This is a genomic window from Sulfurospirillum tamanense (assembly GCF_016937535.1).
Classification (GTDB): domain Bacteria; phylum Campylobacterota; class Campylobacteria; order Campylobacterales; family Campylobacteraceae; genus Sulfurospirillum_B; species Sulfurospirillum_B tamanense.
The window spans coordinates 45,489-61,637 of the sequence record NZ_JAFHKK010000007.1; the positions used below are offsets into that span (position 1 = coordinate 45,489).

Annotated in this window: 15 protein-coding genes and 4 tRNA genes; 11 read left to right on the plus strand and 8 right to left on the minus strand. The window is 46.9% G+C overall.

The window, feature by feature from the left end; all coding sequences use genetic code 11:
• The first annotated feature begins 33 nt into the window (after positions 1-33).
• The 3 genes from JWV37_RS04710 to JWV37_RS04720 are packed head-to-tail and all read left to right on the plus strand — an operon-like array spanning position 34 to position 2,415.
• The gene (locus JWV37_RS04710) at positions 34-1,056 is read left to right on the plus strand and encodes a ribonucleotide-diphosphate reductase subunit beta (protein WP_205458625.1); all 1,023 of its coding nucleotides are present in this window, start codon (positions 34-36) and stop codon (positions 1,054-1,056) included.
• Positions 1,046-1,789 carry a nitrilase-related carbon-nitrogen hydrolase gene (locus JWV37_RS04715; protein WP_205458626.1) on the plus strand — a complete coding sequence of 248 codons (744 nt, stop codon included), beginning with the start codon at positions 1,046-1,048 and terminating at the stop codon, positions 1,787-1,789. Before JWV37_RS04710 ends, JWV37_RS04715 begins: the two co-directional genes overlap by 11 nt.
• Complete coding sequence (locus JWV37_RS04720; protein WP_205458627.1) at positions 1,768-2,415, plus strand: protein-L-isoaspartate(D-aspartate) O-methyltransferase; 648 nt, start codon at positions 1,768-1,770, stop codon at positions 2,413-2,415. The genes JWV37_RS04715 and JWV37_RS04720 overlap by 22 nt, the downstream gene beginning before the upstream one ends.
• Here JWV37_RS04720 and JWV37_RS04725 read toward each other — a convergent pair.
• The 5 genes from JWV37_RS04725 to pyrG all read right to left on the minus strand — a co-directional run bounded on the left by JWV37_RS04725 (position 2,412) and on the right by pyrG (position 8,110).
• Positions 2,412-2,642, minus strand: coding sequence for a hypothetical protein (locus JWV37_RS04725; RefSeq protein ID WP_205458628.1), 231 nt, complete (start codon positions 2,640-2,642; stop codon positions 2,412-2,414). The genes JWV37_RS04720 and JWV37_RS04725 overlap by 4 nt on opposite strands.
• An 86-nt stretch (positions 2,643-2,728) precedes the next feature.
• The gene (locus JWV37_RS04730) at positions 2,729-3,397 is read right to left on the minus strand and encodes a c-type cytochrome (protein ID WP_205458629.1); all 669 of its coding nucleotides are present in this window, start codon (positions 3,395-3,397) and stop codon (positions 2,729-2,731) included.
• A 2-nt stretch (positions 3,398-3,399) separates the two neighbouring features.
• Positions 3,400-4,845, minus strand: coding sequence for an NAD(P)/FAD-dependent oxidoreductase (locus tag JWV37_RS04735; protein ID WP_205458630.1), 1,446 nt, complete (start codon positions 4,843-4,845; stop codon positions 3,400-3,402).
• Between the two features lie 51 nt (positions 4,846-4,896).
• Complete coding sequence (gene recJ, locus JWV37_RS04740; protein WP_205458631.1) at positions 4,897-6,480, minus strand: single-stranded-DNA-specific exonuclease RecJ; 1,584 nt, start codon at positions 6,478-6,480, stop codon at positions 4,897-4,899.
• Positions 6,473-8,110 (minus strand): CTP synthase, encoded by a 1,638-nt coding sequence (pyrG, locus tag JWV37_RS04745; RefSeq protein WP_205458632.1) that lies wholly within the window; start codon positions 8,108-8,110, stop codon positions 6,473-6,475. The genes recJ and pyrG overlap by 8 nt, the downstream gene beginning before the upstream one ends.
• A gap of 119 nt (positions 8,111-8,229) precedes the next feature.
• Here pyrG and JWV37_RS04750 point away from each other — a divergent pair, with 119 nt between their 5' ends.
• The gene (locus JWV37_RS04750; RefSeq protein WP_205458633.1) at positions 8,230-9,636 is read left to right on the plus strand and encodes a DUF4139 domain-containing protein; all 1,407 of its coding nucleotides are present in this window, start codon (positions 8,230-8,232) and stop codon (positions 9,634-9,636) included.
• Positions 9,637-9,656: 20 nt separating this feature from the next.
• Here JWV37_RS04750 and JWV37_RS04755 read toward each other — a convergent pair whose 3' ends face one another.
• Together JWV37_RS04755 and ilvD are read right to left on the minus strand one after the other, a co-directional pair.
• Positions 9,657-10,295: a MarC family protein gene (locus JWV37_RS04755; protein ID WP_205458634.1), complete on the minus strand. Its 639-nt coding sequence runs from the start codon at positions 10,293-10,295 to the stop codon at positions 9,657-9,659.
• The gene (ilvD, locus tag JWV37_RS04760; protein ID WP_205458635.1) at positions 10,292-11,974 is read right to left on the minus strand and encodes a dihydroxy-acid dehydratase; all 1,683 of its coding nucleotides are present in this window, start codon (positions 11,972-11,974) and stop codon (positions 10,292-10,294) included. Before ilvD ends, JWV37_RS04755 begins: the two co-directional genes overlap by 4 nt.
• 126 nt (positions 11,975-12,100) lie before the next feature.
• Here ilvD and JWV37_RS04765 point away from each other — a divergent pair.
• From JWV37_RS04765 to JWV37_RS04790, 6 genes are all read left to right on the plus strand, one after another.
• Positions 12,101-12,175 (plus strand) — tRNA-Gly (locus JWV37_RS04765).
• Positions 12,176-12,198: 23 nt separating this feature from the next.
• Positions 12,199-12,286, plus strand: a tRNA-Leu gene (locus JWV37_RS04770).
• 12 nt (positions 12,287-12,298) lie between these two features.
• Positions 12,299-12,372, plus strand: a tRNA-Cys gene (locus JWV37_RS04775).
• 29 nt (positions 12,373-12,401) lie between these two features.
• Complete coding sequence (locus tag JWV37_RS04780) at positions 12,402-12,551, plus strand: hypothetical protein (protein ID WP_205458636.1); 150 nt, start codon at positions 12,402-12,404, stop codon at positions 12,549-12,551.
• Positions 12,552-12,566: 15 nt separating this feature from the next.
• A tRNA-Ser gene (locus JWV37_RS04785) sits at positions 12,567-12,654 on the plus strand.
• A gap of 50 nt (positions 12,655-12,704) precedes the next feature.
• The gene (locus JWV37_RS04790; protein ID WP_205458637.1) at positions 12,705-14,039 is read left to right on the plus strand and encodes an MATE family efflux transporter; all 1,335 of its coding nucleotides are present in this window, start codon (positions 12,705-12,707) and stop codon (positions 14,037-14,039) included.
• On the opposite strand, the gene JWV37_RS12800 is transcribed toward JWV37_RS04790, so the two are convergent.
• Positions 14,029-15,663, minus strand: a complete 1,635-nt coding sequence (locus tag JWV37_RS12800; RefSeq protein ID WP_275898346.1) for a methyl-accepting chemotaxis protein — start codon at positions 15,661-15,663, stop codon at positions 14,029-14,031. The two genes, JWV37_RS04790 and JWV37_RS12800, sit on opposite strands and share 11 nt — an antisense overlap.
• Before the next feature lie 140 nt (positions 15,664-15,803).
• On the opposite strand from JWV37_RS12800, the gene JWV37_RS04800 reads away from it, so the two are divergent.
• Entirely contained in the window at positions 15,804-16,031 is a 228-nt protein-coding gene (locus JWV37_RS04800) for a DUF2798 domain-containing protein (RefSeq protein ID WP_205458638.1), read from the plus strand.
• The last annotated feature ends 118 nt before the right edge of the window (positions 16,032-16,149 follow it).

Below are 16,149 nucleotides of genomic sequence, written 5' to 3' on the forward strand. Positions count from 1 at the left end.
TACAATACCACGAAAATATCACAGGGAGTTTTTATGGAACGCAAACGTATTTATAACCCAAACTCTAACGAAAGCCTAGGTGATCGCAAAATTTTTGGCGGAAATCCCCACGGCATCTTGAACTTCACCAAAGCCAAATACACCTGGGCACTCAAACTCTGGGACTACATGGAAGGCAACACGTGGTTTCCCAAAGAAGTGGACACCACCAAAGACGTGCTTGATTACAACCGCAACCTCACGGACGCCGAAAAACGCATGTATGACCTTGTCTGGTCGCAGCTTATCAGCATGGACAGCTTCCAGACCAACAACCTCGCGGACAACATCAACCCCTACATTACCGCTCCCGAGATTAACGCATGCCTTGCCCGTCAAGCGTACGAAGAAGCCAACCACTCCAAATCCTACGCGGTCATGGTCGAAGCCATTTGCGACAACACCGACCTCATTTACGAAATGGAAAAACACGACGAAGTATTGCGTCGCAAAAATGACTACATCTCAAGTGTGTACGAAGAACTTGCCGGCGATGTGACGGATGAAAAACTCGTCCTTGCGATGTTTGCCAACCAGATCCTAGAGGGCATTTACTTCTACTCAGGCTTCACCGCCATCTACGCCCTTGCGCGTGCGGGACGGATGCTAGGAAGTGCACAGATGATTCGCTTTATCCAGCGAGATGAAATCACTCACTTATTACTCTTTCAAAACATGATTAACTCCGTCCAAAAAGAACGCCCTGACCTGTTTACACCCGAACTCAAAGCCAAAGTGGTCGAGATGTTCAAAAAAGCGGGCGATTTGGAAATCGAATGGGGCAAGTACATCACCCAAAACCAAATCATGGGCTTTACTGATGACATCATCGAAGAATACATTCATTACCTCATCGACGACCGCCTTAAAGCCGTTGGATTTGAGAAAATCTACGACGCAAAACATCCCATCAAATGGGTCGATGATTTTTCGAAATTTAACGACCAAAAGACCAACTTTTTTGAAGGCAATGTAACCAACTACAGCAAAGGAAGCTTGTCGTTTGATGACTTCTAGTCTACCCTTGCACACGCTAAGTTTTGCCTACCAAGAACGGCCTTGGGAGGACAACTTAGCCACCCTTTTAGCTTTACTTGAACGCGCCGAGCCAGACTCTTTGTGCCTTGCGCCAGAACTATGTCTCACGGGTTACAGCTATGACCGCATGGAAGAAGCGGCCGCCTTTAGCGCCAAAGCACTAGAAAAACTCAAACAAGGCACCAAAAAAAAGGCGGTTGGCTTTACATGTATCGTCAAAACATCCCACGGGTTTGCCAACCGTTTTTACCTCCTCGAAAACGCGCAAGTTGTCCACACCCAAGACAAAGCCAAGCTCTTTCCTCTAGGCGACGAGCCTGCCCATTTTGTCGCGGGCGACACAGCCGCCATTGCCCCTTTTTTGTGGCGTGGTATGCACGTAGGCGTGCTCATTTGTTTTGAATTGCGCTTTCCTGCCTTATGGGAACAGCTTAAAGGAGTAGAAATACTCCTTGTGCCTGCCCTGTGGGGAAAAGAACGCAAACGCCACTACGAAACGCTGTGTGATGCCCTTGCTATTACCAACCAATGTTACGTCATTGCCGCCAATGCCAGCGATGAAGCCACAGGAAGCGGGCTCATCGACCCTTTTGGCGTAAGCGTGCGCGATGACGCTAAAGCTTTGCTTACATGTAAGGCCACCGCCAAAACCCTTCACACCATGCGACGCTATATCAACACAGGACTTTCATGCACTTCCACCAAAAACTAAGGCTCCATAAAAGTAAAAATCTCGCCACCGCCCTTGCAGACCACCTGCCCCTTGACCCTGCTGTTTTTGAGGCCTTTGCCTCCACAGAACGCGAACTCTTTGTCCCCCAAGGCATGCGCCACAACGCCTACACGCTAGATGCCTTGCCATTAGCGGGCAACCAGTGGATAAGCTCGCCACTTACGGTTGCTAAAATGACCCAAGCCCTAGCGCCTTTGGGTGTTGACGCGGTGCTAGAGATTGGGTGTGGGAGCGGGTATCAAGCGGCGATTTTAAGCAAGATTGTACGGCGGGTGTTTACCATTGAACGCATTGAAAAACTCTTGCGTGAGGCCAAAACACGGTTTGACACTCTTGGGATTCGCAACATCCACGCGCGGTTTGATGATGGACAACGGGGATGGCGTGATTTTGCGCCCTTTGAACGCATCTTGTTTTCAGCTTCTACGCCCAAGGTGCCTGAAGTCTTGTTTGACCAACTTAAAGAGGGCGGGGTTTTAGTAGCACCCATTGAACAAGGGGAGAAGCAAATCATTACGCGGTTTTGCAAAAGAGATGGTGCTATCACCCAAGAAGTGATAGAGGCGTGCCTGTTCGTGCCCGTACAAAACGGGGTGGTACGCTAAGCTTGTCGGCGAAAGGGGCGCAGGGCTAGCGCAACAACCACGCGAAGAATGCTCAACACCACATAAATGCCAAAGGTGTACACGAGCGGGTGCCATGGCATAACATGATACCCTAACCCCTCCCAGTGTGCCACGGGGGCGCTCAACCACCTGTCCATGTGCATTCCTAAAGCCAACACACCAAAAAGAATCACAAAAAAAACCACTTCTCGCACAAGATGTCGCATTTGTTACCTTTTATTTATCATGTTGCAAAAAAGGAATTTTAACCAAAAAAGGTAAGGGATCGGTAAACGAACCCTTACATGTAATGCTATTTTTTTCCTTTTTCATTAAAGTGAAAATAAATATAGGTCGCCATGTCTTTGGGATGGTATGCCATGCCGCGGTTTTCAATGCGCTTAAGCGTCTCTGCCATCAGTGCATGGTGGCCTCCTGAGGATTGAAATCCTTCTTTCAATGAAAGAAGCTCCATTTCCAATTCGTGTAGGGCGTAGGTGTTTAGTGGCGGTCCTTTTTTGTCTGGGTCGCCTTGGGCTTTGTCTCCGTGGCATTTTGCACACATCTGAGCGTACACTTCCTCTGCCGAATACTCGTGGTATCCTCTGGATTCAAGTTTTGCTAGAGGATTAAATGTGGTGTAAATATAGCGCGCCATGTCATCAGGGTGGTAGCGCATCCCTTTTTCTTCAATCTTGCGTTGGTTATGTTCCATAATTTCATGGTCACTTCCCGAAGATTGTGTCACCGCCGTAAGATTAAAAAGCTCATAAGAGAGAGCGTTTTGCGGCAGTGTGTTAAGCGGAGGTGCTTTTTTATCACCAACCCCTTCGCCTTTTATTCCATGGCAATGGGCGCAGGTTTTTTGGTAAATGTCTTCCATGCTAAGCACTTGTGCAAATGCACCGCTTGCCGCCAACCCGATTACAAAAACTAGCACCAGCGGCAGTGTGCCGCCTCTTTTCAAATATACTGTTTTCATGGCTACGCTCGCCCTTTGAGCATACCATGAAAATACATGGGTTTAAGCATGTACACTTTCATAATCCACCACAACCAACGCTCTTGAGAAGGGTCAAGAAGAGGAAAGGAGGGGGTAGGCTTACCACTCCAATCAAACTCCGCCATCATCACTGTTCCAATCCCTGTCACCAAAGGGCACACGGTATAACCGTCGTATTTGGCCTTGGGCTCTTTGCCATTCATGACTGCAATAAGGTTATCAGCGCACACGGTGTATTGCTTGCGCACAGACCCTCCTGTTTTTCCCATGGGAATTCCCGCCACATCTCCCAGAGCGAAGACATTGGGGTAGCGGTAGTGTTGCAGGGTCTCCTTTTCTACCTCGACCCAACCTCCTGCGGCCGCGCTCCCGCGCTGCCATGCAAGAGAAGAGTTTCGCACTGCATCTGGGGCTGTCATAGGAGGCGTTACATGTAAAAAGTCATAGGGTACTTCCACGCGTTTTGCCTCTGGAATCATCTCAAATTCTTCCAAATCTTCATCCCACGCGCCTTTAACAAGGTAGTGGTGGTCAAAGGTGGCGATCTTTTTGCTTGCATCCACCCCAATCAGATTGTGTCGGTAGTTCCATTCCATACCACGGACTTCGTACTGCTTAATGATAGCATCGTGGTATTCAGGTACATCGAACATCAACCCACCATTGGGGTAAAAGGTTAGGGTGGCATTTTCACGCGCTTTGGCTTCTTTTAAACGGTCATGGGTAAGGTACATGATTTTTTTTGGAGCGCCACCACATTTAATGGGTGTATTGGGGTGAGAAAAAACACCTGCTACCTTTTGGCCAGACTTTGCTTTGGCAACAAATTCTTGAAGCACACCCCATGTCTTGAGCGCACCTTGAGGGGTATAAATAGACCCGATGCCTTCCGTCCCAATCATCTCCTTGGTTAGCCCATCAATGGTCTCATAATGCAGTTGCAACCCCGTGGCCACTACTAAAAAATCATAGCGGATTTGACCGTTAGCGGTTGTTTCTACGGTGTTGTTTTCGGGATCAAAGGAAACCACACTGTCTTTTATCCACTTCACCTCTTTGGGCAAAAAGTCCTCCGTTTGGGCCACAATATCTTCGAGTTTGTAAATCCCCGTAGCCACAAAGGTTTGGCCAGGCTGGTATGTCACACTCTGAGGATTTGGCTCAATAAGGGTAATATCTGGGGAAGAAATCTTTTTTACCAAGGCATTGGCAAGAGAACACCCCGCCGCCCCGCCGCCAACGATGAGGATTTTTCCAGTGACACTGCTTGCCGTTGCCGAGGTTGCACCCACCGATGCGCTCGGGTTTAGCAAAAAAGCCGCAGAACTCAGGCCCGCGAGTTTCAGCGCATCTCTGCGCGATAATCCATGCTGTTTTAGCTCTGTGTCTAACACGTCACAAAGCGCGTCTAGCTCTCTTTTCTCCATGATTTCTCCTTGTTCTGTTTTGGGACAAAGAGAAGCATAGCACGCGAGATTTTAGGTACAGCTTAAAATTTGCTTTATAAGTAACTGAGGTGTTACTAATCCGCGATAACTGTTCTTTTGAACAGTAAAGACAATATCAATCACATTTCCTTTTCGTGCGGGTGTGTCAAAATTAAAAAAAAGGGATTCCAAGGTTCTTGTAGGGGTTTGTAAAATCAACTTAAGATGGTTGTGTTCTTTGCCAATCGTGCGATCAATTTTTACCTCAATTCCTCGAATCAAAAACGAAGGGCGCGGGTTTTTTTGGCCATAAGGCTCATAAAATTCTAAAATCTCTAAAAGTTCAAAATCGATTTCATCAGGGTCAACCTCCCCAAGAACATCCTCATTCATGCCAAGTTCATGGTGTGCAATGTCTTTACATGTAAGCTCTAGGGCTTGCTTGAATGCAGGCAAATTTTCTGGGGCAATCGCCATCCCAGCCGCACCCTTATGCCCGCCAAAACCCAATAAAAACCCCTCATGCTGAGCAATAATCGACAAAATATCCACCCGACCCACACTTCTTGCACTTCCTTTGGCACGCTCGCCATCCACCGAAAATACCAACGCGGGCTTATGAAAACGCTTTGCCAAACGCGAAGCCACAATCCCAATCACCCCCTCGTGCCACGCTTCACCCCATACCACAATAACGTGCTCATCTTCTTTGATCGCACGCAATGAAGACTCAAAGAGTTGCTGTTCTTCCTCTTTGCGCAAATTATTAAACGCGACAATTTCCTCCAAAAGCTCCGTGGCAACCTTTACAGATGAAGACTTTAAAAACCGATACGACACCATCGCATCATCCATGCGCCCCGAACTGTTAATCAAAGGCGCGAGCAAAAAAGAGATGTCGTCGCTTTCAAATTGCTCTTTTTTAAAAAAAGAGCGCACCGCCTCAAAGGCGGGCCTAGAAGAGCGGTTGAGCTCACAAATCCCTTTCTTTACCATAGTGCGGTTCATGTTTTTAAGCTCCATCATGTCCGCCATAATAGCAATGGCCAACAAATCAAGACATTTTCCCAAATCATACGCCACGCCGCACGCATCTTTAAGCGCAGCAACCAAATACCACGCCACTTGTGCGCCACAAATCTCACTGTGGGGAAAACTGCAATCTTCTTGTTTGGGGTTAATGATGGCATAGGCCTCAGGCAGGCCCTCTGTGGGGGTATGGTGGTCTGTAATGATGAGGTCAATCCCTTGACTAAGACAATACTGCGCGGCCTCATGAGCAGAAATTCCGTTATCGACGGTGATAATCAGTGTGGCGGCCAAGTCTTTAACAATTTTAGGATTTAGCCCGTATCCGTCCGTAAAACGGTTGGGGATTTTGAGGGTATAGGGCACCATAAGTGCGTCAAAAAACTCGCTTAGAATCACCGAAGAAACCACCCCATCCACATCATAATCGCCTACAATAGCAATGGGTTCTTTGGCTTCAATAGCCCGCTTAATACGCGCGGCGGCTTTGTCGATGTCTTTAAATTGATGGGGCGGGGGTATCATGGAGAGTTTGGTGCACACGTCCTCTTCAAACCGTGCCGCCAAAATCTCCGCAATCGCCTCCTTGGTGAGTTTCTCAGCCATGCCGCGTGGCTAGCGCCGCTTTGGCAAACCCTAAAATCGCTTTATTGGGATTTGTTAGCCGTGAAGTAAACTCAGGGTGAAATTGCACCCCAATAAACCACGGATGCCCTTCAAGCTCCACCGCTTCAATCAGCCCATCCGACTCGCCACTTACAGTAAGACCCGCTGCTTCAAAAGCACTTCGGTATTCAGGATTGGCTTCGTAGCGGTGGCGGTGGCGTTCTTTGATAGTGGGCTTGTCTTGGTATACTTCACGCAGCAAAGAGCCTTTTTTGGTTTGGCATTGGTAGGCCCCAAGACGCATTGTGCCCCCAAGAGGACTTTGATAGGTGCGCAACTGTTTTTGACCGCTGGTATCCAAAAAGGTGTCAATAAGGTAGATGATAGGATTTTTACATGTAGCGTTAAATTCTACCGAATTAGCATCTTCAATCTTGAGCACATTGCGTGCAAATTCAATCATCGCTAGCTGCATTCCAAGGCAAATCCCAAGGTAAGGAACCCCGTTTTCTCGCGCGTAACGAATGGCACGCATCTTGCCCTCGACCCCGCGCTCTCCAAACCCTCCGGGCACCAAAATACCGTCCACATCATCCAGCAGTCCCTTTTCGCCTTTTTCTTCCAATACTTCGCTATCAACCCACTTGATGGTAATCTTCGCATCTAAATGGGCTCCTGCATGAATAAGCGATTCGGTAAGGGATTTGTAGGATTCTTTTAAACCCAAATACTTGCCCACAAAAGCAATCACAATCTCATCCCTAGGAGCAATCACTCGCTTAACAAGCGTGTTCCACTCTTCCATATGGGGCTTGAGCTCGCCTAGGTCCAAAACTTCCGAAACAGGAGCAAGAATATTGTCTTTTAAAAAGTTTAGAGGAACTTGATAGATGGTTGGGGCATCCGCAGACTCAATCACGCTGTTACGCTCTACCCCACATGAAGAGGCTAGCTTATTACGAAGCTCTTTTGGCAAAGGGCGCTCCGCACGGCAAATGAGCATGTCTGGTGTAATACCGATGCGGCGCAACTCTTGTACGGAGTGTTGGGTAGGCTTAGTCTTCAGCTCACCCGCAACAGTGATGTAGGGAACAAGCGTCAAGTGAATGTTCATCGCATTTTTCTTGCCCACTTCGGAACGCAATTCGCGAATGGCCTCCAAAAAGGGGAGTCCTTCGATGTCGCCCACCGTACCGCCAATCTCTACAATCAAAATATCTTGTCCCTTGGCTGCCTCTTTCATACGTCTAGTGATTTCACCCACGATGTGTGGAATCACTTGAATGGTTTCCCCTAAATAATCCCCGCGCCGCTCTTTTTCGATGACGGTCGAATAAACTTTTCCCGTGGTAAAGTTGTTGGTTTGGTGCAAATCCACATCCAAAAAGCGCTCATAATGGCCCAAGTCAAGGTCCGTCTCCGCTCCATCGTCCGTAACAAAAACTTCCCCGTGTTCCAAGGGACTCATGGTGCCTGGATCCACGTTGATGTACGGGTCTGCTTTTAAAATACTCACTTTAAATCCAACATTTTTAAGCAACGTTGCAATACTCGCAGCAGCAATACCTTTGCCAAGAGAGCTTAAAACGCCGCCGGTGACAAAGATATATTTGGTAGGGGAGAGAGGCATGAATGTCCTTGTTTTTTTGGAGGTGATTATAGCCAATCTAAGGTTATAAAGGCTTTACATGTAAGACAAAGAGGTATGCTACAATGTCTTTCATAGTTTATTTCCTCAGGAGGACAACCATGCGTTTTTTAGCCCCTTTATTTTTATCTAGCCTCTCTTTGATGGCGAACACCGCCTTGCTTGAAATCTACACCAACAAAGCCTTTCTCACTCAACAATTTGAGGTAGGTAGTGGCGTCTTTGAAACCACACTTCCAGATTTTGTTCACAATGAAACCTTAAGTATTCGCACACCGTGCGCCACCAAAAACAAAACCATTGGTGAGCCCATTCAAGCAAACACGCCTTTGCAAAAAGAGATAGAAAACGCAACCCAAGCGCTCCAAACTGCGCAAGAAGAGCTTCTTGCCACACAGGCCAAAGAACGTCTTTTGGAGCGTGTCAGCTTCTCTAACAGCTCTTTTGGAGAATTGCAAAAAAATGCACAAGGGTTTACCGCCCTAGCCCTTGAAACATTGCGCGCCAAAGAAGCGCAGCAAAAGGCCGTTAATCTTGCTCAAGAAGCCCTCAACCGCCTCACCTCAAAACAAACAACAAGCAAGGCAAAACCTCTCTCTCTTTCCCTTACATGCACTGCACCAAGTGTGTTAGAGATTCGTTTTGAGCTCCCTAATCTTGAAGCCAAACGCGTCAATACGTTCACAGGAGAGAGCGCTCAAGACAAGCTTGCCATCACCCAATCGCTTTTCATCTCTCACACGCTTGGAGAAGACTTAACCAACATCGCCTTACGGCTTTATTCCTTTGCCCACAACCACGCCCTGGCACCCACGCCTTTTTATCCCTACTATGTGGGCTTGCCAGAAGCACTACCCATGATGCGCACCATGGCACTCAAATCCATGGGCGAATCCACCCAAGATGTCGCGGGCACACCCGTAGAACTTGAGAGCAAAGAGGTCTGGGAGGCCTCACCTGTGACACTACCCAGTGGAGAACACACACAGGTGATATTGCACCAACAGCAGGCATTTGCCCAGTATGGCATCGAAGTAGACGGCTATGGCACGGCGTTAGCATACATGCGTGCAACCTTTTCACCCCAAGTGAGCGTAGAGTCTGCCTTAACCCACTTTGTCCTTGATGGAATGCTATTGGGAGAGCGCAATACAGGCCAATTTCTCCCCGACCAACAAGCCCATGTTTACTTTGGAAAACACGATTTGATTGGAGTAGAGAAAAAACTGGTGCGCAACTTTACCACCGAATCGGGATTTGGTTCCACCAAAACCACCGAACGTGTTTGGCGATACACCCTCTCCAACCGCTCCTCCAAGACACAAGCCGTCGATTTTCTAGAAAGGCTTCCCCTTTCTAGTCATGAAAAAGTGGTGATTAAACGCTTAGGGGACGCACCCGACTCCCTAGATGCAGAAGGAAAGGTGCGCTGGAATTTTACATTAAAAGCTGGGGAACAACGCACCTTGGAATTTGGCTACACCCAAAGCGAGCCCATTCAAAAGTAGATAGACCTGCAGGGCTTTGACTAAAGCCCTGCACTCCATAAAGAAGAGACCCCGCCTACTACAAACTGCACCGCAATAGCCCCAACAATGAGGCCCATCAAACGGCTGATGATTTTTTGGCCCGTGATGCCCAAAAGCTTACGAATCTTCAAAGAATTACGAAAGGCAATGTAAGTTAAAAAAGCCACCACCAAAAATGCCAATGTTAAGGCCACAAGGTCGAGGTAACTTGTGGCGCTGGCTTTGAAAATGACAATAGTAGCAAAAATGCCAGGCCCAAAGGTAATGGGAATTCCCAGAGGGATGATGGCAAATTCATGGCTATGTTTGGCCTCTTCGCGCTCTTCAGGGGTTTGGTTTTTAGGCTCCAAACTCCCCTCAACCATCTTAATGGCCATAAGCAACAACACAAGCCCACCCATAACTTTTAGCGCGTCTAGCTCAATGCCAAAAAGATTGAGCACAAACTTTCCTGTGAGCAATACCACAAAAAAAGCGATGACGATGGTTAGCGTAGATTTTTTGGCGATGCCATTCATCTGTTCTTGCGTCGTAGAAGCAGGAAGCATGGAGAGTAAAATAGCACTGACCCCCAAGGGGTCAATGATGGCAAAAAGGGTAATGGTCTGCTGTAGAAACAGGGCGAAAAATTCGTTCACTCAAGCTCCGTCTTTAGCATGGCGCCGTTGCTAGCATTGGTGACAAGTTGGCGGTATTGTTTGAGCCACGAGCCTTTGACTGTTTGGACTTTTGGCGTAAAGTGCGCCTGACGGGTCTGAATTTCGATTTCGTCCAAATGGGCATGGATTTCATAACTATCCACATCAATTGTAATGGTATCCCCATTTTCTAGCAAGCCAATCAGACCGCCCTCAGCTGCCTCAGGACTCACGTGTCCGATGCTAAGCCCCCGCGTAGCCCCCGAAAAACGCCCGTCGGTAATGAGTGCCACATCTGCACCCAAGCCCATCCCCATAATGAGTGAAGTAGGGGAGAGCATCTCTTGCATCCCTGGCCCCCCGCGCGGACCCTCATAGCGAATCACAACCACATCTCCTGCCTTAACTTTCCCCCCAACAATGCCCGCAATAGCTTCTTTTTGAGAGTCAAAACAAACCGCTTTGCCCACAAAACGGCGCTCACCTGTAATGCCTGCGGTTTTAATAACACACCCCTCTTCAGCGATATTGCCAAATAAAATAGCCAAACCGCCCACTTTAGAGTAGGGCTTGTCGATGGGGTGAATCACTTCAGGATTAGTAATCACCGCGTCTTTGATACGCTCTCCCATAGTCTCGCCCGTCACAGTAAGATTATCAAGGTGCAACACCCCGTTGTCACGCTTGCTAATCTCTCTCATCACCGCGCTCACGCCACCGGCTTTGTGGATGTCTTCCATATGCACCGTGGAAAGAGAGGGGGCGATTTTAGCGATGTGCGAAACGTTTTTGCTGATGGTATTAATGTTTTCAATGCCAAAGTTCACGCCCGCTTCTCTGGCGATGGCCAGCATGTGCAAAACTGTATTAGAGCTACCGCCCATGGCCATGTCGATGGCAAAGGCGTTTTTGACCGCATTTTCGTTGAGAATATTTTTAAGCTTGAACCGCTCATCCAACGCAATCTCACACACGCGACGTGCCGCTTTACGGATGAGTTCTTCCCGTTCAGGGGTGAGAGCCAAGATAGTTCCATTGCCTGGCAATGCGATGCCCATGGCTTCCATGAGGGTATTCATAGAGTTGGCCGTAAACATGCCCGAACACGACCCGCCACTCGGACACGCGTTGCACTCGATGTCGTACAATTCTGCCTCGTCGATGTCCCCTTTGCTAAATTTGCCCACCGCTTCAAAGGCTGTGGTAAGGTCAATGGGTGTGCCGTCTTTTTTGTACCCTTTTTTCATGGGGCCGCCACTCACAAACACCGTAGGCACATTCACGCGCAGTGCGCCCATAATCATCCCAGGAACGATTTTGTCACAGTTTGGCATACAAATCATGGCGTCCAGCATGTGAGCATTCATTACCGTTTCGATAGAGTTGGCAATGAGTTCGCGGCTGGGCAAAGAGTAAAGCATCCCCTCATGCCCCATGGCGATGCCATCGTCCACGCCGATGGTGTTAAACTCAAAAGGCACACACCCACAAGCGCGGATTTCCTCTTTGATAATTTCGCTGTAATGATTGAGAAAAAAGTGCCCGGGAATGATTTCGATGAAGGAGTTAGCTACGCCGATAAAGGGTTTATCAAAATCTTCATCTTTTAGACCTGTTGCACGAAAAAGGCTTCGGTGTGGGGCACGATCGTACCCTTTTTTAACCATATCACTTCGCATGGGGTTTCCTTTGAGTGGTTGAGAATTAATGATCACATTATACCTTAAAGTAAAAAGCCTTTAAAAGCGCCCAATTATCTTTACTTTTAAAAAAACTTCTGCTATAATTTCGTCTCTTTTTACAGCGCGGGAATAGCTCAGTGGTAGAGCACAACCTTGCCAAGGTTGGGGTCGCGAGTTCGAACCTCGTTTCCCGCTCCATTTTTTTATACATGTAAAAGTCTGCCCGGGTGGCGAAATTGGTAGACGCAAGGGACTTAAAATCCCTCGAACATTATGTTTGTACCGGTTCAAGTCCGGTCTCGGGCACCACCAAATACAAAGGGCGGCATAGCCAAGTGGTAAGGCAGGAGCCTGCAAAGCTCTCATCCCCGGTTCGAATCCGGGTGTCGCCTCCAGTCCTTTTTAACGAACACAAGGAGTTCACATGCGTGCTCTTTTGATTGTTATAATGAGTCTTTTTTTTGCAGGATGCGCCACATGGCAAGGCATCAAGCAAGATTCTAGTGATGCGGCGGAGTGGTCTAAAGAAAAGGTCAACAAAGGCGCAACCTACGTTAAAGAAAAAACCGAATAACCTTCGGTTATACACCGGGAGATGGCTGAGTGGTCGATAGCGGCGGTCTTGAAAACCGTTGAGGGTAACACCTCCGGGGGTTCGAATCCCTCTCTCCCGGCCACCTTTTAACTTTATAAGACAACACCCTCCTTAAACCCAACAAGTGATTCTATGAATGTCCTTAATGCTCCCACTCCTTCTGTTTTTTTCCGTTATGCTTCTTTTTCTGTATTGGGAATGCTTGCTATTACCTCCGCAGGGATTATTGATGGGTATTTTGTGGGCAATTATGTGGGAGCTGAAGGACTAGCAGCGATTAACATCGTTTTGCCTATTTTTTCTTTACTTGTAGGACTTTCGCTCATGTTGGCCATCGGCGGCAGTGTAGTTAGTGGCAAATTCCTTGCCCAAAACAATACCCTCTTGGCTTCTATTATGCTTAGTAAGACGGTGCTAAGTGCTGCATTGGTGGCTATTTTGCTCTGCACTCTTTTGGGCACTTGGCTCACACCTCTTTTACTCTTTTTGGGCGCTAATGCGGACCTATTGCCTCTCTCAAAAGCCTATATAGGGCTCTTGTTGTTCTTTTTACCATTTTTGATGGTAGGCATTACCTTGGACCACTTCACACGCACAGACAATCGGCCCTCTTTGGCTTTTTATGCGCTTCTTGCAAGCTCTGTGCTTAATATTATTTTGGATTGGCTCTTGGTTGTTCACCTTGATTATGGTCTTCAAGGCGCAGCTTTTGCAACAGGATTTTCACATTTGCTCTTAGTGGCTATTTTGCTTCCCGTTTTCATAAGGCGCACCAGCGGACTTAGATTTGTAAAACCTTTTGGTGCCAATACTAATGTCTTCAGGGCAGCTTATAATGGGCTTTCTGAATTTGTTAATGAATCCTCTATCGCCATCACGACGCTACTTTTCAACCTTGCCATGCTGCACCATTTTGACACCGCTGGCGTAGCGGCATTTTCAGTCATTACTTATTTGCTATGGATTGGACTGATGGCTATTTTTGGGGTTTGCGATGCGCTTCAGCCTCTGGTGAGTAAAAATTATGGCGCCAGACACCCCAAGCGTATTGAAGCATTTTTGCGCCTAGGGGGCGCTACGGTACTTGGCATTGGACTTATATTTAGCCTCTTTCTTATAGCTATTCCCGAATACCTTACGGCTTTATTTTTAAACAAAAGAGGTATAGAGGCACACGCCATTGCCCTAGAGTTTGCCTTATTTATTTGGCCTATTTTTTTATTTAATGGGTTTAACTTATTGGTTTCGGCGTACTTTACAGCCATTCAAAAGCCCCGTAAATCTACTACCATTGCCTTTTTACGCAGCCTTGTTTTTCCATTAATTTTTATTCTAGCACTTCCAAAAACCTTTGGCGTCACTGGCATCTTTATCGCCCTGCCTCTTGCGGAATTTTGTACGTTTTTTATTGCGCTATTTTTACTGCTTCGTCACACACCTAAAAAGGTCCTTGAGGCTAAAGCTTAAACACATTAATCTCTTCTTCAAGCTCTTTGGAGGCGTGATTTAATGTCTCCACGATGCCGCGAATCTCTGTGGCCATTTGATTATTTTGGTATGCAATTTTCGTTGCCACCACCACCTCTTCACTCAACTGGGAAATGCTCGCGACCGCGTCGTCTGTTTTTTCCCGAACGCCCTTGGTTGCAGTAAGCCCTTCAAGGGTTTTCACCTTTGTTGTCTCGGCCAGAACGCCCACAGCCTGAGCCTCTTTAGTCAGGGTATGAATATGCTTAGTGTTCATTTGAATATGTTCATTTGTGTCATTTACCCCCTGAACCACAATGCCAATAGTCACATCAATTTCGGAGAGTGACTTTTTAGTCCGTTCAGCCAATTTGCGCACTTCGTCGGCTACTACAGCAAACCCTCGGCCGTGCTCCCCTGCACGAGCAGCTTCAATAGCTGCATTTAGGGCCAGCAGATTGGTCTGCTCGGCGATGTCAGAAATCATCTCCAAAACACTCTTAATCTGCTCAGTTTGCTCTGCGAGGTGATGCATTTTTTGAGAAACTTCGCCTTCATCTTCACTCACTCGCATAATGCCTTCTACGACGGTATTTAGGATTTGAATCATCTCTTCCAAGCTGCGATAATCATCTTCCATAATCACAGCACTTTGTTCTGCGAGCTGTTTCGATTCTTGGAGCTTGCCGCGCACTTCTTTTGTTAACACTTCAACTTTTCCAGAAAGGGCATCTTGCTGTGTGGCCATTTGGTTCATTTGCTCTACTGTTTGACGCATAGAGAGACTCGACTCCAGTGCGTGGCCTGTAGAGACTTTTGCTTTTGAGAGCGCTCGGCGAAGGTTTGCCAACAAGGTATTGATATTTTCACACGTCTGGCCCAATTCGTCTTTGCCCCCTTTCCACTCTAGCTGGCGTAAATCCAAATTATTAGCACTTTGCGCGATGGCACGTGTCATAAAATTGATGTTTTTTACCAAATACCGCGTAATGGCACTCAGCAGACCTGTTGTTCCTAAAAAAGCCAAAAGGGCAAAAGCAATATTGATGTAAATAATCTGACTTAAGCGCGCAGAAATATGTTCTTTGGTGTCCAAAACACGCGTAGTCGCAATACTTGAGAGGGTCTTAAGATGTTCCATCACCTTGTGAAAATCCTCTTCAATCATAATCGCCACAATACCCATCTCATCTGCATCATCCAAGCGGTATGCCTCCTCAATCATGCCAAGATATTTCTTGTTAAACGCCTCATAATCACGCTCTAAGGCTTCTAGCATCTTTTGTGCGCGCACATCTTCGTAAAAAGGATCTTTCTTAGCCGCCTTAAAATACATATCCATTGCTTTTTGGCTCTCATCAAGACGCGTTTTCGCTTGTCCTGTAGGAAGAAACTGTCCAATCACATACACCAAATCCCCCAAAACAGACTCAAAGGCATTGTTAGCATGTTCGATTTTCTGGGAAGGCACCATACTACCCTCGTAAATTTCTTGCAACGACTTCTCTCCGATAAGGGCACTGTAAACACTCAAGGAAGAAAGCGCTCCTACACCAAGTACAGAAAGGATAGAAATGGTAATGAGTTTTGTTGAAATATGAACACGGCTAATAAAGTTCCGCATAAGGGTCCTTTTTGACGAATTAAAAGCCACTCAGTATACTTGTAGTAAAATAAAGTTTACTTTAACTCTGGCTCTTTTACGTCATTTTTACCCTTTACATGTAAGAATACAGCCAAAACAGTTACATGTAAGGAGAAAGTGTGATTCCTAAGCGTTATGAGTTTTTGCTTTTTGCTTTTTTTATGAGTCTGTTTATGTCTTTTTTGATGTCAGGGGTCATTACATTGATTAACATAGGAGCGGTAGAAGGGTTTTTACTGCTGTGGTTTTTGGCTTTTGTTAAGGCTTTTCTTGTTGCTTTTCCCACAATCTTGGTAGTGGTGCCACAGGTGCGAAAACTTGTAGGATTGCTTATTGAAAAAAACTGAAGGGGCCTTGGCCCCTTCAGAAAAGAGTCCACACACAAACTCTTTAAGCCCACACACACGCATAAGGCTTAAAGCAAAATGTACCCAGTAGTGACTTAAATAGTAATAAAATATTTAC